General features: G+C 70.1%; 23 protein-coding genes. 9 read left to right on the plus strand and 14 right to left on the minus strand.

Annotation, left to right across the window (positions count from 1 at the left end; all coding sequences use genetic code 11):
* Positions 1-14 precede the first annotated feature (14 nt).
* The 7 genes from U7230_RS02035 to U7230_RS02065 all read right to left on the minus strand — a co-directional run bounded on the left by U7230_RS02035 (position 15) and on the right by U7230_RS02065 (position 7093).
* Positions 15-755: an ABC transporter ATP-binding protein gene (locus U7230_RS02035; protein ID WP_404980617.1), complete on the minus strand. Its 741-nt coding sequence runs from the start codon at positions 753-755 to the stop codon at positions 15-17.
* Entirely contained in the window at positions 755-1528 is a 774-nt protein-coding gene (locus U7230_RS02040) for an ABC transporter ATP-binding protein (protein ID WP_324717084.1), read from the minus strand. Before U7230_RS02040 ends, U7230_RS02035 begins: the two co-directional genes overlap by 1 nt.
* A complete protein-coding gene (locus tag U7230_RS02045; protein ID WP_324717085.1) occupies positions 1515-2558 on the minus strand; it encodes a branched-chain amino acid ABC transporter permease in 1044 nt (347 codons plus the stop codon). The genes U7230_RS02040 and U7230_RS02045 overlap by 14 nt, the downstream gene beginning before the upstream one ends.
* A complete protein-coding gene (locus U7230_RS02050; RefSeq protein ID WP_324717086.1) occupies positions 2540-3424 on the minus strand; it encodes a branched-chain amino acid ABC transporter permease in 885 nt (294 codons plus the stop codon). Before U7230_RS02050 ends, U7230_RS02045 begins: the two co-directional genes overlap by 19 nt.
* Before the next feature lie 26 nt (positions 3425-3450).
* Positions 3451-4599 (minus strand): ABC transporter substrate-binding protein, encoded by a 1149-nt coding sequence (locus tag U7230_RS02055; RefSeq protein WP_324717087.1) that lies wholly within the window; start codon positions 4597-4599, stop codon positions 3451-3453.
* 160 nt (positions 4600-4759) lie between these two features.
* A complete protein-coding gene (locus U7230_RS02060) occupies positions 4760-5698 on the minus strand; it encodes an HAD family hydrolase (protein ID WP_324717088.1) in 939 nt (312 codons plus the stop codon).
* Positions 5699-5845: 147 nt separating this feature from the next.
* Positions 5846-7093, minus strand: coding sequence for an ABC transporter substrate-binding protein (locus tag U7230_RS02065; protein WP_324717089.1), 1248 nt, complete (start codon positions 7091-7093; stop codon positions 5846-5848).
* A 121-nt stretch (positions 7094-7214) separates the two neighbouring features.
* On the opposite strand from U7230_RS02065, the gene U7230_RS02070 reads away from it, so the two are divergent.
* Both U7230_RS02070 and U7230_RS02075 read left to right on the plus strand, forming a co-directional pair.
* Positions 7215-7475 carry a hypothetical protein gene (locus U7230_RS02070; RefSeq protein ID WP_324717090.1) on the plus strand — a complete coding sequence of 87 codons (261 nt, stop codon included), beginning with the start codon at positions 7215-7217 and terminating at the stop codon, positions 7473-7475.
* A 32-nt stretch (positions 7476-7507) separates the two neighbouring features.
* Positions 7508-8281 (plus strand): RibD family protein, encoded by a 774-nt coding sequence (locus U7230_RS02075; protein WP_324717091.1) that lies wholly within the window; start codon positions 7508-7510, stop codon positions 8279-8281.
* Positions 8282-8340: 59 nt separating this feature from the next.
* Here the strand turns inward: U7230_RS02075 and U7230_RS02080 are convergent, their stop codons facing one another.
* The gene (locus U7230_RS02080; RefSeq protein WP_324717092.1) at positions 8341-8682 is read right to left on the minus strand and encodes a hypothetical protein; all 342 of its coding nucleotides are present in this window, start codon (positions 8680-8682) and stop codon (positions 8341-8343) included.
* 125 nt (positions 8683-8807) lie between these two features.
* Here U7230_RS02080 and U7230_RS02085 point away from each other — a divergent pair, with 125 nt between their 5' ends.
* The 3 genes from U7230_RS02085 to U7230_RS02095 are packed head-to-tail and all read left to right on the plus strand — an operon-like array spanning position 8808 to position 12699.
* Positions 8808-10163 (plus strand): TlpA disulfide reductase family protein, encoded by a 1356-nt coding sequence (locus U7230_RS02085; protein ID WP_324717093.1) that lies wholly within the window; start codon positions 8808-8810, stop codon positions 10161-10163.
* A complete protein-coding gene (locus tag U7230_RS02090; protein ID WP_324717094.1) occupies positions 10163-10606 on the plus strand; it encodes a cytochrome c-type biogenesis protein in 444 nt (147 codons plus the stop codon). The genes U7230_RS02085 and U7230_RS02090 overlap by 1 nt, the downstream gene beginning before the upstream one ends.
* Positions 10603-12699, plus strand: a complete 2097-nt coding sequence (locus U7230_RS02095) for a heme lyase CcmF/NrfE family subunit (protein ID WP_324717095.1) — start codon at positions 10603-10605, stop codon at positions 12697-12699. Before U7230_RS02090 ends, U7230_RS02095 begins: the two co-directional genes overlap by 4 nt.
* Here the strand turns inward: U7230_RS02095 and murB are convergent.
* The 3 genes from murB to sufB form a co-directional block, all read right to left on the minus strand.
* Complete coding sequence (gene murB / locus U7230_RS02100) at positions 12632-13624, minus strand: UDP-N-acetylmuramate dehydrogenase (RefSeq protein WP_324717096.1); 993 nt, start codon at positions 13622-13624, stop codon at positions 12632-12634. The genes U7230_RS02095 and murB overlap by 68 nt on opposite strands.
* A 119-nt stretch (positions 13625-13743) precedes the next feature.
* A complete protein-coding gene (locus U7230_RS02105; RefSeq protein ID WP_324717097.1) occupies positions 13744-14061 on the minus strand; it encodes a non-heme iron oxygenase ferredoxin subunit in 318 nt (105 codons plus the stop codon).
* A 5-nt stretch (positions 14062-14066) separates the two neighbouring features.
* Complete coding sequence (gene sufB, locus U7230_RS02110; RefSeq protein ID WP_324717098.1) at positions 14067-15467, minus strand: Fe-S cluster assembly protein SufB; 1401 nt, start codon at positions 15465-15467, stop codon at positions 14067-14069.
* Positions 15468-15690: 223 nt separating this feature from the next.
* On the opposite strand from sufB, the gene U7230_RS02115 reads away from it, so the two are divergent.
* Both U7230_RS02115 and pspAA read left to right on the plus strand, forming a co-directional pair.
* Positions 15691-16401: a PspA/IM30 family protein gene (locus tag U7230_RS02115; protein WP_324717099.1), complete on the plus strand. Its 711-nt coding sequence runs from the start codon at positions 15691-15693 to the stop codon at positions 16399-16401.
* Entirely contained in the window at positions 16398-16679 is a 282-nt protein-coding gene (gene pspAA / locus U7230_RS02120; RefSeq protein ID WP_324717100.1) for a PspA-associated protein PspAA, read from the plus strand. The genes U7230_RS02115 and pspAA overlap by 4 nt, the downstream gene beginning before the upstream one ends.
* A 30-nt stretch (positions 16680-16709) precedes the next feature.
* On the opposite strand, the gene pspAB is transcribed toward pspAA, so the two are convergent.
* The 3 genes from pspAB to dxr form a co-directional block, all read right to left on the minus strand.
* Positions 16710-17345: a PspA-associated protein PspAB gene (gene pspAB, locus U7230_RS02125; RefSeq protein ID WP_324717101.1), complete on the minus strand. Its 636-nt coding sequence runs from the start codon at positions 17343-17345 to the stop codon at positions 16710-16712.
* A gap of 31 nt (positions 17346-17376) precedes the next feature.
* Entirely contained in the window at positions 17377-18300 is a 924-nt protein-coding gene (gene htpX / locus U7230_RS02130; protein ID WP_324717102.1) for a zinc metalloprotease HtpX, read from the minus strand.
* A gap of 277 nt (positions 18301-18577) precedes the next feature.
* Positions 18578-19771: a 1-deoxy-D-xylulose-5-phosphate reductoisomerase gene (gene dxr, locus U7230_RS02135; RefSeq protein ID WP_324717103.1), complete on the minus strand. Its 1194-nt coding sequence runs from the start codon at positions 19769-19771 to the stop codon at positions 18578-18580.
* 69 nt (positions 19772-19840) lie between these two features.
* Here dxr and thyX point away from each other — a divergent pair, with 69 nt between their 5' ends.
* Together thyX and U7230_RS02145 are read left to right on the plus strand one after the other, a co-directional pair.
* On the plus strand, positions 19841-20593 hold the full coding sequence (gene thyX / locus U7230_RS02140; RefSeq protein ID WP_324717104.1) for an FAD-dependent thymidylate synthase: 753 nt from the start codon (positions 19841-19843) through the stop codon (positions 20591-20593).
* Positions 20580-21761 (plus strand): radical SAM protein, encoded by a 1182-nt coding sequence (locus tag U7230_RS02145; RefSeq protein WP_324717105.1) that lies wholly within the window; start codon positions 20580-20582, stop codon positions 21759-21761. Before thyX ends, U7230_RS02145 begins: the two co-directional genes overlap by 14 nt.
* The last annotated feature ends 32 nt before the right edge of the window (positions 21762-21793 follow it).

Here is a 21793-nt window from a genome sequence, read left to right on the forward strand (position 1 = left end):
GCCCGCCGCCGTGCTCAGGCGGCGCCCAGATACGCTTCCGCCACGGCCGGGTTGGCCATCAGCTCCGCGGAGGGCCCGCTCAAGACGACCCGGCCGTTCTCCAGGACGTAGCCCCGGGTGGCGAGCGCGAGGGCCATACGGGCGTTTTGCTCGACCAGAAGCAGGGTCGTGCCCTGCCGGTTGATCTCCCGCAACAGCCGGAAGATCTCCGCGACCAGCACCGGTGCCAGCCCCATGGACGGCTCGTCCAGCAGCATGATGCGGCCCCGCAGCATCAGGGCTCGCCCGATGGCCAGCATCTGCTGTTCGCCGCCCGAGAGGGTGCCGGCGTTCTGATGGCGCCGCTCGGCCAGGCGGGGCAGCAGCGAGAAGACCCGCTCGATGTCCTCCTGCACCTGGCGGCGATCGCGGCGGGAAAAGGTGGCCAGGCGCAGGTTTTCGAGCACGGTAAGGTTGGCGAAGATGGCCCGCCCTTCGGGGACGTGGGAAATGCCCATGGCGGCGATCTGGTCGGCCGGCAGGCGGGAGAGGTCGGCGTCCCCGAAGAGGATCTTCCCCCGGGCCGGGCGCACCAGGCCGGAGACGGCCCGGAGCGTGGTGGTCTTGCCGGCGCCGTTGGCGCCGATGAGCGCCACGACCTCGCCGTCATGTACCTGGAGCGAGACCCCCGAGAGCGCCTGGATGCTGCCGTAGCGGACCTCCACGTCCTGCAGGGTGAGCAGCGCCCGGCCCGGTCCTGGTTGAGCCACCGCCATCACGACCCCTCCGCCTGGCGGCCCAGGTATGCCTCCAGCACCCTGGGATGCTGCCGGATGAACTCGGGCGGGCCTTCCGCGATGATCTCCCCGAAGTCGAGCACCACGATCCGGGGGCAGACCCCCATCACGACCCGCATCTGGTGCTCGATGAGGATGATGGCGACGCCGAAGTGCCGGTGGATCCATCGAATCTGCTCCAACAGGCGCTCCGCTTCCGCCGGGTTCATGCCGGCGGCCGGCTCGTCGAGGAGCAGGAGGCGAGGCCTCGCGGCCAGGGCGCGGGCCATCTCCAGGCGCCGCTGGTGCCCGTATGGCAGGCTCCCGGCCGGCTCGGCGGCCAGGTGGGCGAGGCCGAACAGCTCCAGCATCTCCATGGAACGCTCGAAGATGGCTTCCTCCTCGGCCGCGATCGCACCGGCCCCGGCCAGCGCGCCGAAGAGGTGCGTTCGGCCGCTCTTGTACAGGGCCGCCCGCACGTTGTCGAGCACGGAAAGCCCCTTGAACAGTCGAATGTTCTGAAAGGTGCGGGCCACGCCCGCTTGGGCGATCTGGCTGGGGCGCAGCCCCACCAGCGAGCGCCCCAGCCACCGGATCTCCCCGGCCGAAGGACGATAGACCCCGGTCACCAGGTTGAAGACCGTCGTCTTGCCGGCGCCGTTGGGGCCGATGAGGCCCACCAGCTCCCCTTCCTCGAGCTGCAGGGAGAAGTCGTGCAGCGCCTGCAGGCCGCCGAAGCGAATGCCGAGATGCTCGATCTCAAGGAGCGCCAACGACCTTCGCCCCTTCCCCGGCGCGCCGGCGCAGCAGGCGCTCCCGCCATGGAATCAGCGCGGCGGGCTCCTGATAGCCCAGGATGCCGCGCGGCCGCAGGATCATCAACAGCACCAGCAGAAGCGGCGCCAGCACCCACCGCCACAGCCCCAGGAAGCGCAACAGCTCCAGCAGCACCGTGTAGATGGCGGCGCCCAGCACGCTGCCGGCCAGGCTGGCGACGCCTCCGAGGTAGACCATGACCAGGATCTCCGTGGACTTGACGATGTCGAAGCTCTTCGGGTTGATGAATTGAATCAGGTGGGCGTACAGTCCCCCCGCCACCCCGGCGAAGAAGGCAGCGATGAGGAACGCCTGGAGCTTGACCCGGCGCGTCTCGATGCCGATGATCTCCGCCGCCACCTCGTCTTCTCGGATGGCCTGGACGCCGCGTCCGAAACGGGAGTGCAGGAACTGGCGAAGCGCCCCGAGCGTCACGAACACCCACAAGTAGACCCAGGCGGGGCTCGTCAGGCGGGCGATTCCGACCAGCCCCCGCGGGCCGCCCACCGCCTCGATGTTTTCGATGACGCTCTTGACGATCATGTTGAGGGCCAGCGTGACGATGGCCAGGTAATCGCCCCGCGTGCGGAAAGAGGGGATGGCCACCAGGAGGCCGACCGCCGCCGCTCCTGCTCCCCCCAGGACGACCGAGACGGGGAAGAAGTACGGCCACCACGCCCGGGGCACGGCCCAGAGCATGGTCACGGCCGAAACGTAAGCCCCCACCGCCATGAACCCGGCATGGCCCACGGAGAACTCGCCCATGTAGCCGTTGACCAGGTTGAGGCTGGCCGCGAGGATGACGTTGATGCCGACGTACATCAGGACCTGGACGTGGTACGCGTTGAGGGGCAAGAGGGGCAGCACGAAGTGCAACAACGCCACGATGGCGGCTGCTGCCGCCCACCAACCGGCATCCCGTCCCACCAGGCCTGCCGTTGCCGGCTTGCTCCGGACGCCCCCGGCTTTCACACTTTCTGCGCCCATACCCGTCCCATCAATCCCGTCGGTTTGAAGACCAGCAGCAACAGCAGCAGGGAGAAGGCGACGAAATCCCGGTACGTCGACGGGAGGAAAGCCGCTACGAGCACCTCGGTCGCCGCCAGGATGTAACCCCCGAGCATCGCGCCCCGAATACTGCCGATCCCACCCACCACGGCCGCGACGAACGCCTTCCAGCCCACCAGGATGCCCATGTAGGGATCGATGATGGGGTAAGCGAGGCCCACCAGGATCCCTCCTGCGGCCGCCAGGGCCGATCCGATGGCGAAGGTGAGGCTGATCACCCGGTTGACCGGCACTCCCATGAGCGGGAGATGGCGGATGTCCCACGAGATGGCCCGCATGGCCATGCCCATGAGCGTGCGGTTGACGAAGAGATCGAGAGCCAGCATGAGGACGAGCGCGACCGCCAGGATCACGGCCTGGGTCGAAGAGAACCCGATGTCACCAGGCAGCGTGTAAAAGTGCATCGGGATCATCCGGGGAATCTGCCGTGGCTGTGCGCCGACCGTGGCCAGCGTGAAGTGCTCGAGGAACAGCCCGATACCGAGGGCCGTGATGACCGCCGAGACCCGCGGCGCGTCCCGGAGCGGCCGGTACGCCAGCCGCTCGATGGTGACCCCGAGGGCGGCCGTGGCGACCATGCTGAACAGCAGGGTCGCCACGAAAGGCCACCTCAACACCGCGGCGGCGAAGAAGCCCAGGAAGGCGCCCACCATGAAGATGTCGCCATGGGCGAAGTTGATGAGCCGGAGCACCCCGTACACCATGGAGTAGCCCAGGGCGATGAGGGCGTAGACCGACCCGAGCTGCAGCGCGTTGACGATCTGTTGAGCGATGTAGAAGGCCAAGGTGAGCGCCTGCCTGCCCTACGCCGTCAAGGCGTCGCGGTCGTGAAGTATTTGAACTGCCCGTTCTTGATCTGGATCACCACGGCGCTCTTGATGGGGTCGCCCGATCCGGCGAACTGCATCGTGCCGGTCACTCCGTCGTACCGCTCGATGGAGGCGAGGGCATCTCGTACGGCCTGGCGATCGGGCTTGCCCGCCTTCTCGAGCGCGGTCACCAGCAGCCCGAAGGCGTCGTACGTGAGGGCGGCCACGTCGTCCGGGAGGCTCCCGTAACGCTCCTGGTAGCGCTTGATGAACGTCTGGGCGGTGGGGGTGGCGATGTCGGGCGCGTAGTGGGTGGTGTACATGAGCCCTTCCATGTCGGAGCCTCCCAGCTCCAGGAGCCCCGCGAAGCCCCAGGAGTCGGAGCCGATGATCGGGACGTTGAGCCCGATCTGCCGGGCCTGCTGGACCTGCAGCGGCACCTCGCTGTAGTAGTTGGGCAGGAAGAGGATGTCAGGCCTCGCCGCCCGGATCTTGGTGAGCTGGGAGAGGAAGTCTTTGTCCCCGGTGGTGTAGGTCTCGAACGCGACCACCTGGCCGCCGAGCCTGGTGAAGCTCTGGCGGAACACTTCCGCGATGCCCTTGTTGTACTCGCTCGCGACGTCGTAGAGGACGGCCGCTCGCTGCGCCTTGAAGTGCTGGCGGGCGAAGGATGCGACGACCTGCCCCTGGAAGTCGTCCGTGAAGCAAGCGCGGAAGACCCACTGCTTGCCCTTGGTCGCATTGGGGTTGGTCGACCAGGGCGTAATCATGGGGGCGTGGGCCGATTCGGCCACGTCGGCGGCCGGCACCGCGTTGCGGCTGGCGTTGGGGCCGATCATGGCCAGCACGCCGTTTTGGAAGTACAGCTTCTGGGCGACGGCGACGGCCGACTGCGCCTTGTCTTCGTTGTCCTCGACCAGCAGGCGGATCGTGTAGCGCTGGTTACCGACCTTCACACCGCCGGCCTGGTTGATCTCGTCCACGGCCAGGCGCGCTCCGTTGAGGCTGGATTGGCCGACCTGGGGGATGCTCCCGGTGAGCTCCACGTTGAGACCGATCGCGATCTCCGCCGCCAGGGCGGGCAAGACCCACCCGAGGGCCAGGACCAGCCCCAGGGCCACGACAATCCATGGCATTCGGCTGCTGCGCACGGCAAAACACCCCTCCCTGCCTTTCCGATAGGCGCCGCTTCCGGATACCCGATTCACGGGAAAGCGTCGGTAACGAGATGCCCTATCCATTCGCTGGACCCCCGGCCTTTCCTTCCGGAACAACGGCCGGGTGCGGCAAGGGGGGAGGAAGGGGGGGCGCTCAGGCAGGCTGCAGGCTGGTGACGGGGGCGGGGACGGGCCACGACGCGCTGGCCGTCGGGAGCGAGCGGCGGCCCATGACCGGGCCGAGGCGGCCGGCCATCTCGGGGTCGAGCGGCGCCTGGGGGAAGAAGCGGCGCACGACGGCGGCGACCGCGTGCTCCGACGCCGGCGGCGCCACGAAGTCGGCGGCCGCAAGGAGCTCGGGCTCCGCGTCCAGGACGGCTACGCCGGCGCCCGCCAGCTGGATCATCTGGAGGTCGTTGAGGGCGTTGCCCACGGCCACGACCTCGGCCGGGCGAAGGCGCAACCACCGCAAGAGGTACGCGAGGCCCGCCGCCTTGCTGACGCCGGGCGCCATCACCTCCACACAATCGGGCGCCGAGCGCAAGAGGCCGAACAGGTGCCCGAACTCCGGCCGGGCGGCCTCCCGGGCGAAGGCGTCGGCCGCCTCCGGGTCGGGAGCGAGCAAGAGCACCTTGACGGCTCCCCCCTCGCGCCACCACGGCGCATGCCCGGTCGCTCCCGCAGGCCACGGCGGTAGCAGGTGCTCCCGGTCCTCGATCAGCAGGTGATCGCGCAGCCGTTCACCCCCTGCCACCGGGGTGATGCCAGAGCGGCCATACACGAAACCGGCCAGAGCGGATCGGCCGGCCAGCCGGACGACGGCGTCCACGGCCTCTGGCGCCAGATGCTGCTGGAAGCAGACCGTCCCGTCCTCTTTGACCACCTGAGCGCCGTTGAACGTGACGACGGGCAGCCGGATGCCGAGGCGCCGGGCCAACGGCAGGGTTGCGGCGGCGGTGCGACCGGTGGCGAGCGTGACCGGCAGGCCGCGCTCCACCAGCCGGCGCAGCGCGTGCTCGTTGATCTCGCTCAAGCGGCCGCCTGTGTCCAGGAGGGTGCCGTCGATGTCGGAAACCAAGAAACGAGGCACCATGCGGTTCGCTCATCCTCTCCTCTCACGGGGGCTTCTCATGCCCATTTTCAAGACTATACCCGGGCAGGCGGCTGCAGGTCAACGTTGGGCAACAAATGCCTGAACCTTCTGTTGCGGCGCTTTTCGCGGCTGCCCGGGCCGCGGCCGTCACCGCGAGGCCTGCGTCGTCAAAGCCTGCTGCAGGGCACCGGCGGCCGCGTGCAAGAGCCGGCGCACGTCCTCGGTGGAATCGGGAGCTCCTTCGCCCTCCGACAAGAGCGGCACGACCACCTTCTCCATCCATGCGGCGTCGAACTCCCACAGCGCCGGATGGGCTGGCAGGGATCGCGCACACGGCGCCGAGACCCTGGCGGCGATGGTGGCCTGGTCACGGTCGGGGTCGCTGAGGGGCATCCATCCGGCGCGGGCAACGGCCTCGGCCAGGTAGCCGACCGCTTCGAGCGCCCGTGCCGAGGCCGGCTGCGAGGCAGCGACTCCCTCGCTCCATGCCCACGTGGCGCACCCCGCCGGCCCTCGCGGAACGGGCGAGACCGACGCCCTGAAGCCGGCCGGCCCAGAGGGGCCTGCGGCGTCCCCGGCGAACGGCCCCGGGCGCGCCGGCGTTTCCAGCGGGTCGGAGAAGAGGCCCATCACGAAGGGCGCCTGGCTCGCTCGGAAGAGGAGATCGGGCGGCTCGGTCCAGCTGCGGGGCGCCGGAGGGCTGATCCCGGTGCGTACGAAGTCCCGGTAGTAGGTCGCTGCCTGCACGACGGGTTCTTCGGCGGTCCAGGGCCGGCCGTCGACCATGAGCTCTCCCCCTGCCTGCCAGACGAACATGACCATGGGCGGCCAGCCGTTCACTCCCATGCCCCACCGGGCCGTCCCCGACGCCTGCACCCTCCTGGCGGCCTCCGTCAGGTCTTGCCAGCTCCAGCCGGTCTGTGGGGGCAGGACGCCGGCCTGCCGGAGCTGGTCCTCGTTGGCGTACAGGAGCACCGGATCGAGGAAAGCCGGCACGGCCCACACCCGCCCACCGAGCTCGAAGGGAGTGAGGGCGGCCGGATGGCCTCCGTAAGGGGCCACCCGATCGGTCACGTCCGCCAGGAAGCCCCGGGCGGCCAGCCGCGCGGCGGTCATGGCATCGACGACGACCAGGGGCGGCGCCCGCCGTTCGGCGAGGGCCAGCGTCAGGCGGGCGGTATAGTCGTCCCAGATGGGCTCGAGGGCGAGCTGGAGGTGGGGGTGGGCGCGGCGCGCCAGCTCCGCGACGTGCCGCCAGAGGGGCAGGTAACCCCCGCGGGCCGGTACCCACATCGTAATCGGTTCACCCGTCGCCGGGGAGGCGCGCGCCGGGCGGTAGGGCCCGGCGACGAGTATCAGGGCCGCCAGCACGGCGGCCATCGCTTGCTTGCTCACGGGACCATGGTACCCCGGGTGCGGCCTTTCCGGTACCGCCCTTCGTGCTTGACGACGGGCGCCGGGCCGGGAGATACTCAAGCATGGTCGGCTGTGCACGCGCAGGAGGCAGGGAAAGCCGTTGGAGCGTTCGTCCGACATCCTCAAGCGGATCAACGAACTGGCCGCGGAGCGGCTGCGGCTTTGGTCCAAGGGCCATCTGACGGATCAGGACCGGGAGCGAATCGGGCGGATCACGATGGAGCTGGACCGCCTGTGGGAGAAGCGCCGGGAGGAGCGGGCAGCGCTCGCCCACGGCATGCCCATCCGCCGCATCCTCGCCGGCGATCTGAGGAGGCCGGAGGCGCCCGTCTCCTCGCCCGATTCCCAGGGCCCCCGCTGACGGGGCGGCCATCAGGCGAGCGCGTCTTCTCCATGCTCCGGCTTTTCGATGCCTCCGGCCGGGCGCCGGAGCCCGTAGATCCCCCCGAGTCCATCTACGATGCGATACGCTGGCCCGCCGCACCGGAGGACCGGCCCTATGTCGCGCTCAACATGGTCACGACCGTCGACGGCAAGGCCACCCTGCTCCGGGGGAGGCATCGCCGGCCCATCGGGAGCGCGGTGGACCGTGCGCTCATGGTCCGGCTGCGGGCCTGGGTGGGGGCGGTCGTGAGGGGCGCCGGGACGGTACGCCAGGCTCCCTACTACCCCTCCCTCCCGGAGGGGGTACCGGATCGGCGCCGGCAAGCAGGGCTCGACCCGCTGCCGCTGGTGGTCATCCTCTCCTCCTCGGGCTCGTTGCCCACCGAGGTGCCCCTGTTCCGGCAGGCGCCCCGCAGGCCCGTGGTGTTCACGGGACCCGGGGCCGCACCCGAGACCCTCCGGCGCCTCCGGGAAGTGGCGGACGTGCTCCCCGTGCCCGTGACGGGGCCCGACTCCATCCGGTGGGTGCTGCGCACCCTGCGGTCCCGTTGGGGCGTCCAGGCCGTCCTGAGCGAAGGCGGCCCTACCCTCAACTCGGCCTTTTTCCGGGCGGGTTGCGTCGACGAGTTGTTCTGGACGGTGGCTCCCCGCATCGCCGGCACATCGGACGATCTCTCCCTGGTGGAGGGCCAGGGGCTCATCGACCCCATGCCCACCCTGCGGCTCCAAAGCGCGCATCTTCATGAAGACGAGCTGTACTTGCGTTACCGGGTCCTTCCCTGACAGGCGGCCGCGGCCGGCAGGTGGCCCTGAGCCGCCCTCTTTTCTGGCAGGGACATCCGTCATGTCTCCACGTAGCGGCACATGAAGCCGGGCCGGGCCGGAGCCGGGGGGTAAGGGTGGACCCGCCGGATGCGGAAGTCGAACCGGCAGTAGCTGACGAAGTCGTGGACCCCGGAGAGCTCGATGTCGGCCACGGGGATGGGGTCGCCGTCCGGGACGGCCAGAGCGACCTCTCCCATCGTGCCAGGAGTCAGGTGCCCGCTCACGATGTCCTCCGCCACCTCGGGGTCCATGTCGGCCACGCGATAGGCGAGGTGGTACATCTTGCCGGGCCCCAGGCTCCGCAAGTTGTCGGCGACCCAGGAGTTCTTGACGAGCAGCTGCAGCACTCGACCCGCCATGCCGCCTCCAGCATATGCGCCCGGCCCGGCCTTGGGGTCCGCCCCCGCGGACCCGTTGAGCCAAGGCAAATGTCCCTTGCCGCCGGACCCGGTGCTTCGTTAGACTGCGACAGGGGGCTGGCCGCTTGCGAGCTCGCCGGATGGCCAGTGCAGCCGCGCTGGCGGTGGCAGCCGCCTTCCTTGCGGGGGCGGTCTGGTACAATCGCAGCCTCGGCAGCCAGGCCGAGCTCGGCCGGCCCGTGCCCGCCTTCCGGCTCGCCGACCTGCGCAACCGGCCGGTGGAGACGCCGGCCCTGGCAGGGCGACCTTACGTCATCAACTTCTGGACCACCTGGTGCGAGCCGTGCCGGGAGGAGATCCCCTCGCTCGAGGCTTTCTACCGGCGCTTCGGCGACCGCATGCCGATCGTCGGCGTCAACGTGCGGGAGCCGGCCGGCACGGTGGAGCGGTTCGTGCAGGCGTTCGCCATGACCTATCCGGTCGTCCGGGACGTGGACGGCAAGGTGGCCGAGCGGTTCCGAGTGCGAGGGTATCCCGAGAGCTGGCTCGTGGGGGCCGACGGGGTGGCCCGGCGGTACTGGCCCGGCCCTCTCACGTTCGAAACCCTGGAGCAGGCGTACCGGGAGGTCACCGGGCAACCCATCGCCGCGGGAAGCGCCCGGGGCGGCCCGCTACCGGCCGGCGACGCGGCCGTCGCCGCGGTCAGCGCCGGCCGCGACCTTTTCCTGGTGACCTCGGGCCGCATCCTCCAGGGTGACGTGCGCAGATGGGACCGGCCGGAGGCCTGGCGTGCACTGCCGCTCCCGGAGGGCGCCGGCGGCCCGCGGCCTGTCGTCACGGCGGCCACTGCCGCTTCGGGTCAGGAGGGGCTGGTGGTGGCCCTCGAGCGGGAGACGGGGGACGAGGTGTGGGCCTACGACCCCGGAGCTGCCCGGTGGAGCCGCCAGGCCATCGTCCCCGGGCGCGTGCTCTCCCTGTCTCCCCTGACAGGGGGCAACTACCTGGCCTGGGTGGAGGGGCAGGGGCTCGTCGTCGTGGACGGGGCCGGGCGCTCCAACCCCCTCGTGTCGCAGGAGCTGCCCCTGCCGGCCCGGCAGGCCCACGCGAGCGTGGTGGGGGAGTGGGTGGTGGCCGCCACGCCCGTGGGGGTGCTGCGCGCCCCGGCCGGCGACGGGGGTGTCCCGCTTGCGGGCGGGACCATTCGCTTCAGCCCGACGCGCCTTGCCGAGCCGGCCCGTTGGGTGATGCCATGGGGCCGGGAGTGGCTCGTAGCCACTCAGACGGGTCTGTACCGCTACGACCCTCGCGACGACCAGGCGGCCCCGCTGCCGGGTACCCCGGTGCGAGCGTTCGCGGCGCTCGCTCCGTTGCCCGGTGGGCGGGTGGCCGCGGTGGCGGCCGACGGGGACCTGTACCAGGTGGACCCGGCGGACCCGGCCGGCGGCTGGCAACTCTCGCCGATCGCCAGGGGGGTGCCGTGATGGCGCACGGGCCGAGCCTCGCCCGCACCCGGGCCACGGGGGTGGAGATCGCGGTCTGGAGCGTGATCTTGCTGGTGGCAGTGGTCACGGCGGCCGGGCTCGCCTCGTCGCTCTCCGGCATGGCCCAGGAGACGACCGTCGAAGCGCGAGCCAGGGCCATTGCCCGGGAGCTGAGCTGCCCCGTCTGCGAGGGGCAATCCGTGGCCGACTCGGCCAGCACCGTCGCCGCGCAGATGCGGGCAGAGATCCGGCAGATGCTGGACGAGGGCAAGAGCGAAAGCGAGATCATCGATTACTACGTGCAGCAGTACGGCACCTGGATCCTGGCCAGGCCGCCCGCTACCGGCGCTTACGTGCTGCTGTGGGGCGCACCGCTTTTGGTGCTGGCCGCCGGAGCGGCCTGGGCCTATCGCCGGGTGAGTAGTGGAGGGCATCGGCCTTGATAGCAGCCCTGACGGGCCAGGGGGCGCTCTGGCTCACGCTGGCGAGCCTGCTCGCGAGCTTGGCCCTGGGGGTGGGGGGGCTCGTCAAGCACCGCCCGGGCTGGCTCCGGACCGCCCGGACGCTGGTGGTGGCAGCCTTTGGCCTCGCCACGATAGCCTCGGCGGCGCTCCTTTTCCTGCTGGTGACGGACGACTTCAGCGTGGCGTACGTCGCCGAGCGTTCGGCCCGGGCGATGCCGCTCGTCTACAAGATAGGGGCCTGGTGGGGCGGGCAAGAGGGCTCGCTCCTGTTCTGGCTGTGGCTGCTGCTGGTGTACGCGAGCCTGCTGGCCACGGCCCGGCCCGATCGCGACGCGCCGCGGCTGTGGCCCGTCGCTACCGCCGTGCTGGCGGGAGTCGGTGCCTTCTTCGCATGGCTGGTCGCTGCGCTGGAGAGCCCCTTCCGGTTGCTCGCCACGCCTCCCGCCGACGGGGTGGGCCTCAACCCGCTGCTCCAGTCGCCCTCCATGCTGGCTCACCCGGCAGCGCTGTACCTGGGGTACGTCGGGCTGGCCGTGCCCTTCGCCATGGCGGTGGCAGGGCTGATCGTGGAGCCCCGGTCGGACGGGTGGGTGAGGGTGGCCCGGCGGTGGGCCATGGTCCCGTGGTTTTTCCTCGGACTCGGGATCGTGCTCGGCGGCGAGTGGGCGTACAAGGAGCTGGGCTGGGGCGGGTACTGGGGATGGGATCCGGTGGAGAACGCCTCCCTGGTGCCGTGGCTCCTGCTCACCGGCTTCGTTCACTCCGCGCAAGCCCAGGAGCGCAGGGGCACCCTGCGGCGTTGGAACGCAGTGCTGATCCTGCTCTCCTGGCTGTCGGTGCTGCTCGGGACCTTCGTGACCCGCAGCGGCGTCCTGGCCTCGGTCCACGCCTTCGCCGAGTCGCCGACGGGGCCTTACTTCATGGGGTTCATCGGGGTCGTGGCCGCCGTGGGCGTGTGGGGCCTCATGAGCCGGTGGGACGCGCTCGGCGACGCCCGGCCGGTCGCTTCGGCCCTCTCCCGGGAGGGGGCTTTCATCGCAGGCAACCTGGTGCTCGTCTCGCTCGCGTTCGCGGTGGCCTTCGGCACCGCCGTGCCCATCGTCAGCCGGCTGTTCGGCCCCGGGATCACGGTGCAGGCTCCCTATTTCGAGCGGGTCAGCGCCCCGCTGTTCACCCTGATGCTCGTCTTGATGGGCGTGGGCCTGTCGCTTCCCTGGAACCCACAGCCGAAGGATAGCCAGGACGGGCGGGGTCGCCGGCGGCTCGTGCGCCTGCCTTCGTGGGTCCGCCGGCTGCTGCCGGCCATCGGGGGATCGCTGGTCTTCGGGGGGCTGCTGTGGGCGGGCGGGGTGCGCCGTCCCTTGCTGATCCTGGGTCTGATGGCGGCGTTCCTTGCGGGCGGCATGGCGCTCGCCCAGCTGGTGCGGGAGCTCTCGATGCAGTGGCGCAGGCGAAACGCCGGCGGCTGGGGCAGCCTGTCGCGCCTCGGAGCGGCGGTGGCGCACGCGGGGGTGGCCGTCCTCGCCGTGGGAGTCGTGGCTTCCACCGCGTTCCAGGCGGAGCTGAGCCGGTCGCTGCAGGTGGGGCAGAGCGCGTCGGTGGCGGGGTACACGTTCCGGTTCGAGGGCATGTCGATGCGCCGGGTGCCCGGCGCCACCGAGGTCTACGCGAGCCTGAGCCTGTACCGGGGTGACCGGTCGCTGGGGCGCCTGGAGCCGGCGAAGCGCCTGTACGACGGGCGGATGGCGGAGTTTGGCGCCACCTCGGAAGTAGCCCTGCTGCGCCAGGTCGAGAGCGACGTCTACGTGGCCCTGGCCGGCTGGGACGACGGGGGCCGGGTGGCTGCCTTCGAGTTTTACGTCAACCCCATGGTCAACTGGATCTGGCTGGGGTCGCTGTTGATGCTGGCCGGCACGGGACTGGCGGCATGGGCGCTGTCCATGGCGCGCCAGGCGGCCGAGCGCAAAGCGGCGGCGTGCCTGGCACTCTCGTCCAAAGGCGCGTTCACCGGGCAGGCGGGGGTACCGGTCGCCCGGGTGCCGCAGCAGGCTGCTCCTCCACCCACGTGCTGACGTTGCGGCCGATCACCTTGACCTCCAGCTCGAGGCGAACGCCGAAGCGGCGAAAGACCTCGCGGCGGACCATGCGGACGGCCTCGAGGACCTCGATGCACCGCGCATGCCCCTTGTTGACGATGAAGTTGGCGTGGATCGGCGAGATTTCCACGTCCCCCTGGCGCCACCCCTTGAGCCCCGCTTGCTCGACGAGGCGGCCTGCGAAGTCGCCCGGAGGGTTCTTGAAGATGCTGCCCGCTCCCGGCTCGCCCAGGGGCTGCGTGCGCCGGCGGCTCTCGAGGTAGGCTTGCATGGCCGCCGTGATGGCCTCGGCCGGCCGCCCGGTCTCGAGCTCCAGTAACACCTCCGCGACGACCAGGTCGGTGCGCTCCTGGAGGATGCTCGACCGGTAGGCGAACTGCATCTCGGCGGCCGACAGCGTATGCGGGGCCCCGTCCGGGTCGAGGCAGGTGACCTGCCGCACGACCGGCGCGATGGACTGCTGATGCGCCCCGGCGTTCATGACGACGGCGCCACCGATGCTGCCCGGGATCATCACGGCGAACTCCAGGCCCGACAGGGCCCGCATGGCGGCCTGCCAGGATACGGCGGGCAGGGGGGCCCCCGCCTCGGCGATGAGGCGGTTGCCCTCGAACCGCACCCCCGACAGACCCCGCGCGACCTGGATGACCGCGCCCTCGATCCCGTCGTCGCTCACCAGCAAATTGGAGCCGCGACCGATGACCGTGACGGGGATGCCGGCCTGCCGGCAGGCCTTGAGGGCAAGAGCGAGATCCTCCCGCCCCTGGGGCTGGATGAAGAGATCCGCCGGGCCTCCGATGCGGAAAACGGTGTGATCGGCCATGGGCTCGTGCTGAAGGACCGTGCCCCGCAGCCTCTCCCGCAGGTACTGCACCAGTGACGCTTCGCTCGATGTCGGCATCCCATCACCGCGGCTTTCCGGCAGGTGAACCGCTCTAGTGGAGTCTATTCCCCGGACGACCCGGCGTACTCCTGGCAGCCGCGGGCTCGGGCGCGGGGCCCTGCGCCGGAGTCCCGCGCTCAGTCGCCGAGGTCGACCATGACATGGCCGCCGTCGATCTTGACAGGGTAGGTGCGGAGCGGCTTATAGGCGGGCAGGGTGAGCGCCCTGCCCGACGCGACGTGGAAGCGGGCCCCGTGCTTGGGGCACTCGACGGTCCCCTCGTCGGGGTCGAAGTCGCCCTCGCTCAAGCTGGCCCGCTCGTGGGTGCAGGTGTCGTCGGTGGCGAAGACGCCCTGAGCAGTGTGCCACAGGGCCAGGCGCTGCCCGCCGGCGTCGACGCGGCGGGCAGCACCGGGCGGCAGCTCGTCGATGGGGAGTACGGGGCGAAACGCCACGGCGCTCAGCCCACCGAGCCTTCCATCTCGAGCTCGATCAGGCGGTTGAGCTCGACGGCGTACTCCATGGGCAGGGAGCGGGAGAAGGGCTCGATGAAGCCCATGACGATCATGGCCGTCGCCTGCTCCTCCGAAAGCCCGCGGCTCATCAGGTAGAAGAGCTGCTCCTCGCTCACCTTGCTCACCGTCGCCTCGTGCTCCATCTGGACGTCGGAGTTGAGCACCTCGATGTAGGGAATGGTGTCGGTCTTGGACCGGTCGTCGAAGATGAGGGCGTCGCAGTTGACTTTGCTCTTGCTCCGGTAGGCGTCCTCGGCCACGTGGACCAGGCCCCGGTAGGTGGTCTTGCCGCCATCCTTGCAGATCGACTTGTTGGTGATGGTCGAGGTGGTATACGGCGCCAGGTGGACGGCCTTGGCGCCGGCGTCCTGGTGCTGGCCCGGCCCCGCGAAGGCGATGGAGAGCACCTCGCCCCGGGCGCCCTTGCCCATCAGGTAGAAGGACGGGTACTTCATGGTCACGTGGCTACCCAGATTGCCGTCCGTCCAGATCATGGTCCCGTCTTCGTAGACGGCGGCCCGCTTGGTCACCAGGTTGTACACGTTGTGGGACCAGTTCTGGATCGTGGTGTACCGCACCTGAGCGCCGGGCTTGACGATGATCTCCACCACCGCGGAGTGCAGCGCCTCGGTGGTGTACTGAGGCGCCGTGCATCCCTCCACGTAGTGGACGGAGCTGCCCGGCTCGGCGATGATGAGCGTGCGCTCGAACTGCCCCATGTTACGGGCGTTGATGCGGAAGTAGGCCTGCAGCGGGATCTCCACCTTGACCCCTTCCGGCACGTAGACGAAGCTCCCGCCGCTCCAGACGGCGCTGTTGAGCGCGGCGAACTTGTTGTCCGCCGGCGGGACCACGGTGCCGAAGTACTGCCGGACCAGATCCGGGTACTCTCTCAAGCCCGTGTCCATGTCGACGAAGATGACGCCCTTGGAGGCGAGCTCCTTGTTGATGCTGTGGTAGACGGCCTCGGACTCGTACTGCGCCGTCAGCCCCGCCAGGAACTTGCGCTCCGCCTCCGGCACGCCCAGCCGGTCGAAGGTGTTGCGGATGGTCTCGGGCACTTCGTCCCAGCTCTGGCCCTTCCGCTCGGTGGGCCGCACGTAGTAGTAGATGTCGTCGAAGCGGAGCTGGGAGAGGTCCGCTCCCCAGGTCGGCATCGCCTTGCGCTCGAAGATCTCGAGCGCCTTGAGCCGGAAGCGCCGCATCCAGCCGGGCTCGCTCTTGATGGACGAGATCTCTTCGACGATCTGCCGATCGAGGCCCTTGCGGGACTTGTAGACGTATTGCTCAGGGTCCGAGAACCCGTAGCGGTACTCGGTACCCAAAACCAGCTCCTGCTTGGCCAATGGGGCTCCCCCTTCGCCACGAACAGTCTAGTGCGGGTACTTAGTGCTGTCAAATCTTAACCGGGTGAATCAGTATACCCCGCCCCTGCCCCGCGCGGGTAGCCGGGTGGGCATGCCGGCGTGTGGCAGGAGCGCCGTCCCGGTATAATGAGGTCGGTACGGCGGTCGCCCCCTGGCGCCGCCGGGCCTCGACAAATCGTCCCGAGGGCAGGGATGGCGCGGCATGGGTGTGTTTTCCCGGATGACGACGATCCTGAAGGCGAAGATGAACAAGCTGGCCGAACGGCTGGAAGATCCCAGGGAAACCCTGGAGTACTCTTACCAGCGCCAGCTCGAACTGATGCAGAAGGTACGGCGCAACCTCGCCGAGGTGGTCACGTCCAAGAAGCGCCTGGAGCTGCAGGTGGTCCAGCTCAAGCAGACCCTGTCCCGTCTCGAGGAGCAGGCCAAGCAAGCGCTCAAGGCCGGTCGCGAGGACCTGGCCGTGGCGGCCCTCAACCGCAAGGCCGAGATCCAGCAGCAGATCGAGGGGATCGAGGCGCAGGCCCGCGGGCTCGAGGAGGAGCAGAAGAAGCTGGAGGTGGCCGAGTCCCGGCTGCGGGCCAAGGTGGAGGCCTTCCGGGCGCACAAGGAGGTCGTGAAGGCCCAGTACTCGGCGGCCGAGGCGCAGGTGCGCATCGGGGAGGCGGCGACGGGTCTGTCCGAAGAGCTGGCCGACGTGGGGATGGCCATCGAGCGGGCCCAGCAGAAGACGGAGAACATGAAGGCGCGGGCGGCGGCCATCGACGAGCTGGTGGCGAGCGGCGTGCTCGAGGATCGGGTCAACTTCGGCGCGCCCTCGAGCCCCGTGGAGCAGGAGCTGGCCAAGCTGAAGGCATCGGAGCAGGTCAAGGCGGATCTCGCGCGGCTCAAGCAGGAGGTGGGCCAGGCGTGATCATCCGGATTGCCACCGAGGGGCAGTACGAGCTCACCGGGCAGGCCCTGGCGGAGCTCGACGCCGCGGACAACGCCATGCTCGACGCCATCCAGCACGCCGACGCTCAGGCGTTCGCCCGGCACCTGGCCAACGTGCTCGACATCGTCCGTTCCCGCGGCCGCCGCCTCGACGACCGGGAGCTCAAGGAGTCGGACCTGGTGCTGCCGCCGCCGGACATCACCCTGGAAGAGGCTCGGGACCTGTTCGCTGGGTACCCCAGGGACCTGGCTCCCTGACGGGAGGTGCCGGAGCCTTCGCCAGGCCCCTCAGACGGGGCAGTCCCACAGCGGATACCAGCGGGACGGGTCCGGCTCGATGGGCAGCTCCCGCGAGAGCGTGGCGCTTGCGTGCAGCTCGCCGCTCTCGTAGCGCCCGTCGGCCGGACCCTTGCCCGGGCCTTTGGGCACGAACGGGTAGAAGCGTCCCCGCTTGTAGTTGTAGATGAGGTAAATCCGCTCAGGGGCCGTGCTCTCGCTTCCCATCCCCGCCATGCCGCGGACGGCGTCGGCCAGCCGGAACCGGAAGACCGCCGACAGGATCTGGGTACCGAACCCCTTCTCCTCCAACGTATCGGCCGCCATGTGGACGAGCGTCACGAGATCCTCGAACTCGGGGTCCTCGGCGATCATCCAGGTGTACCCGAAGCTGTCCCGCTGGAGCTCGACGCGGCTCTTGGTCTCCTCGGCCCCCAGGCGCACCAGCTCGGCCAGCTCCTGCTGGGCGCTCGCGTAGTCGGCGGTCACCACCGGCTTGAGGCAGATACCCGCTCGCCCTTGCGGGATCCAACCCAGCTCCTGCTCGAGCGTCGTGCGCGCGGTGGAAAGAGCGAAGAGCTTCTCCGGCTTCGCTTGCACCAGGCGCGGGCGGCCCATCAGGGCGTCGAGCCACTGGCGAAGGCCCATTCGACAGACTGCCTCCTACCCTTGCGCGGCCTCAGCGCCGCCCGGCCAGCTCCAGCTCCAGCTTGCGCAAGTACGCCAGCCGGTTTTCGAGCGACGGGTGCGTGGAAAAGAGCTCGGCGATGGTCGAGCCCTTGATGGCCGGGATGATGAAGAAGGCGTTGAGGGCTTCGGCCTGCCGCAGATCCTGTGCCGGAATGCGCTCCATGACGCCGCTGATCTTCATCAGGGCCGAAGCGAGGTTGGACGGCGCGCCGGTGAGGTACGCCGCCCCGCGGTCGGCCGCGTACTCACGGTAGCGGGAGAGCGCCCGGATGAGGATGTAGCTGACGAAGTAGACCAGCATGGAGACCAGGTAGATGATGATCCAGGCGTTGGTGCCGCCCTCCCGGTCGTCCCGGCGCCCGCCTCCCATCGGCACCCCCCAGTAGCCCATCCACATGAGCTGGCGCGTCAGGAAGGCCGCCACCGTGGCGAAGAAGCTCGCCAGGGTGATGACGGCCACGTCACGGTTGCGGACGTGGGTGATCTCGTGGGCCAGCACCGCCTCGAGCTCGGGACGGGAAAGCCGGCGCATCAGGCCCTGCGTGACGGCCACCACCGCCGCGCTGGGGCTGCGTCCCGTGGCGAAGGCGTTGGGAACGTCGGTGGGGACGATGGCGAGGCGCGGCTTGGGGAGATCGGCCAGGGCGGCCAGCCTTCCTACGATGTCGTGGAGCTCGGGAGCCTCCGCCGGGCTGACCTCACGCGCGCCCACCGACCAGAGGACCATCTTGTCGGAGAAGTAGTACTGCACGAGCAGCATGATCCCGACGAAGAACACGATGAACCCCGTGTCGACCCCATACGCCAGCAGCACGCTGACGAAAAAGAGATAGACCGCGGCGAGCAGGACCATGGTCAGGATCATCCGAGCCGTGAGCCCTGCATCCGCCGTGACCCGCATCGGTCGGGCCATCGATGCCATCCCTCCTGCGAACCGGCTGGGTGAGACACCCCCGGGCGCCCGGTCATGTCCGGGCTCGGTCACCATTGTACGGTATTCAAGGCCGTCCCACAAATGCCGGGGCATGGGCCGCGCCGGGCGCGCCAACGAGAAGTGGCCCGCCGCCTGGCGGGCCACTTCCCTGGGGGACGGGTGTCCGACGCGTTGAGGGACCGAGGGAGTTCACTTGTCGGAGCCAAGGACAGGATGGCCGCGGGGTGTTGCGTTTGCTTTGCCCCGCATTGCGACGTCAAGAAGAAGCTGTTAACGTTATGCAACGCTCCCTCGCCGTCCTCGTCGCCCAGGCGTCCGCCGCGCGCACGGCCTGCAGCGTGAGGGGCCCGCGCTCGGGATCGTGGGCCTGGAGCGTATCCTCGACCACATCGAGGATACGGTCGAAGGGCAGCCGGCCCTGCAAGAAGGCGTCTACGGCGACCTCGTCCGCCGCCGCGAGCACGGCGGGATAAGTGCGGCCGTGCTCCGCCGCCTGCCGGGCCAGAGCGATGCCCCTGGGCTCCTCACCGGGGCGCAAGGGCTGGAAGCTCAAGGCGACGGGGGCCCCGTCTCCCCACAGGGGCGGCACGCCGTCGTACGCCAGGCGCTCGGGATAGCTCAGGGCGAAGAGAATGGGCAGGCGCATGTCGGGCAGGCTGAGTTGCGCTTTGACGGAGCCGTCGGCGAACTCCACCATGGAGTGGACGACGCTCTGGCGGTGCACGACGACCCCGATAGCGTCGTAGCCGACCCCGAACAGATGGCGCGCCTCGATCACCTCGAACCCTTTGTTGACGAGCGTCGCCGAGTCGACGGTCACCCGCGGCCCCATGCGCCAGGTCGGATGGGCCAGGGCTTGATGGGGCGTGACCTGCCGCAGCTGGTCCGCGCTCCAACCCCAGAACGGGCCGCCCGACGCGGTCAACCAGAGCCGGCGCACCTGGAGCGGGCTCTCGCCCAGCAGGCTCTGCCAGATGGCGGAGTGCTCGGAGTCGACGGGAAGGATGCGGCCGCTTCGTACGAGCTCTGCGACCGGCATGAGCTCCCCCGCGGCGACCAGCACCTCTTTGTTGGCGAGGGCCACGGGGTGGCCGGCGCGCAGGGCGGCCAGGGTCGGCCCGAGGCCGGCGAGCCCCACCGTCAGGACGACCACCAGGTCGAGGTCCGGAAGGGCCGCGACCTGCTCGAGGGCGTCCGGCCCGGCCATGATCACGTGAGCCGGCGGCGAGACGCCGGCGGAGCGGAGCTCCTCCACGGCCTGCTCGCGGGCGACGGCCACCCATCGCGCGCCAAACCGCTGCGCCTGCCGGGCCAGCAGCTCGGGCCGCGCTCCGGAGGCCCCCAGGGCCACGACGTCGAAGCGGTCGGGGAAACGCCGGCAGATCTCCAGGGCTTGGATGCCGAGAGAGCCGGTGCTGCCGAGGATGGCCAGGCGCCTGGGGCGGGCCACCGTGATCCCTCCCGCCGGGCATTGTACCATAGAGCCGCAGCGGGTCCGAGGAAGGAAGGCGTACGAGCGATGGCCGAGGCCTGGATCCACGAGCCGAGGGTGACGCTCCTGGCGGTCACCCAGTTCACGCCCCCCTCCCACATCGAGTGGGAGACCGATACCGACAACCCGGCCCAGCAGCTCATCGAGTTCGCAGGCAGGCTGTGCTACCGCTCCTTCCACAACCCGAGCGGGCGCGCCAACGCCGAGTACATCGGCCACCTCCTGGCGCAGGGGCACCTCTCCGTCATCGAGCACGCCAGCGCCAGCTTCCTCATCGAGGGCATCTCTCGCTCCTGTTCGCACGAGATCGTGCGCCATCGCCACTTCAGCTACAGCCAGGTCAGCCAGCGGTTCGTCAACGAGGCCGAGGCCCGCATGGTGCTCCCGCCCGCGCTCGAAGGCGACCCCGAGGCGCAAGCCATCGCCGAGAGCGTGACCCGGGCGTCCAAGGAAGCCTACGCGCGATTGGTGGAACGGCTGCGGGCCCGCTACGCCCACGTCGACGACCCGTCGCTGCGCCGCAAACTCGCCCGCCAGGCGGCTCGCTCGGTGCTGCCCAACGCCACCGAGACGGCCCTGGTCATGACGGGCAACTTCCGCGCCTGGCGCCACTTCGTGCGCATGCGGGCGAGCGAGCACGCCGAAGCAGAGATCCGGCGGGTGGCCATCGCCGTTCTCAAGATCCTTCAGGAGCAGGCGCCCGCGGTCTTCGGCGACTTCACCATCCGCCGCCACGACGACGGCTCGGAGGTGGCCGAGCCGGGCTATGCCTACGAGTGAGCCGCTGCCGCGGGGCAAGGTGCTGCTCCGGGACGACCCGCTGCCCCGGGGGCCCTGGGCCCGCCTGGAAAGCGATCACGCCATCGTGGGCGAGGGAAGCCGGCGGCTTTTCACCTTCGACCTGGAGGGGCGGCTGCTGGAGGCCTTCGTCGACGGGGTCGGGTACCGGCGAGGGCTCGACAATCGTTTCCTGGAGCGCCGGCGCCTGCCCGGCGCTCCAGGGCTCTCCCGGCGGTTGCGGCGCCACCTGAGCGCAGCCGAAGCCCGAGACGTGGTCGACCTGGCGTGCCGGACCGCTGCCCGAGCCCGAGAGGGAGGCTACCCGGCGGTGCCCGCCCTCGACTTCGACGCGCTCGAGGACGACGCCAGGCGCTTTGCGGCGGTTTACCGGCCCATCGGGATCCTGCCGCCCGACCAGTACCTCTCGATCGTCGTGCAGCTGACCTCGGGATGCTGGTACAACCGGTGCACCTTCTGCACCTTCTACCGGGACCGGCGCTTCGAGGTCCGCTCCCCGGAGGCGTTGCGCCGCCACATCCAGGAGGTGAAGGCCTTTTTCGGGGCCGGCCTCCTGCGCCGCCACACCGTCTTCCTGGGTGACGCCAACGCGCTGGTCCTGCCGGCCGCGCGCCTGGTCGACGCCCTGGCGGCCGTGCGGGAGGCGCTGGACGGCCGTGAGGTGTTCGGTTTCCTGGACGCCTTCAGCGGGAGGCGCAAGCAGGCTCCCCAGTGGGCCGAACTGGGCGAGGCCGGCCTGCGGCGCGTCTACGTAGGGGCCGAGTCGGGCAGCGACGGCGTGCTGCGGTTCCTCGACAAGCCCGGGACGGCCGCCGACGTCCTGGCGAACGTGCGCGCCATGAAGGAGGGCGGCATCGGGGTGGGGCTCATCCTGCTCCTGGGAGCGGGCGGCCGCGCATTCGCGCAAGAGCACGTGCGCCAGAGCATCGCGCTGGTCAACGCCGCCGGCCTCGGCCGGGGCGACCAGCTGCTCCTCTCGCCGCTCGTCATACCGCAACAGGCGCCATACGCTCGCCTGGCGGCGCAGGCCGGGATCGAGCCGCTCAGCCCGGCCGAAGTGCGCCAGCAGGCCGAGGCCATCCTGTCGGGCGTACGGCTCGGACGAGGCGCCCGGTGGTCGTACTACTTCGTCGAGGAGTTCTTGTACTGAGGCGGAGCGCTCGTACCAAACAGCGCCCGCCG

Source organism: Limnochorda sp. L945t, from assembly GCF_035593305.1.
Taxonomy (GTDB): Bacteria; Bacillota; Limnochordia; order Limnochordales; family Geochordaceae; genus Carboxydichorda; species Carboxydichorda subterranea.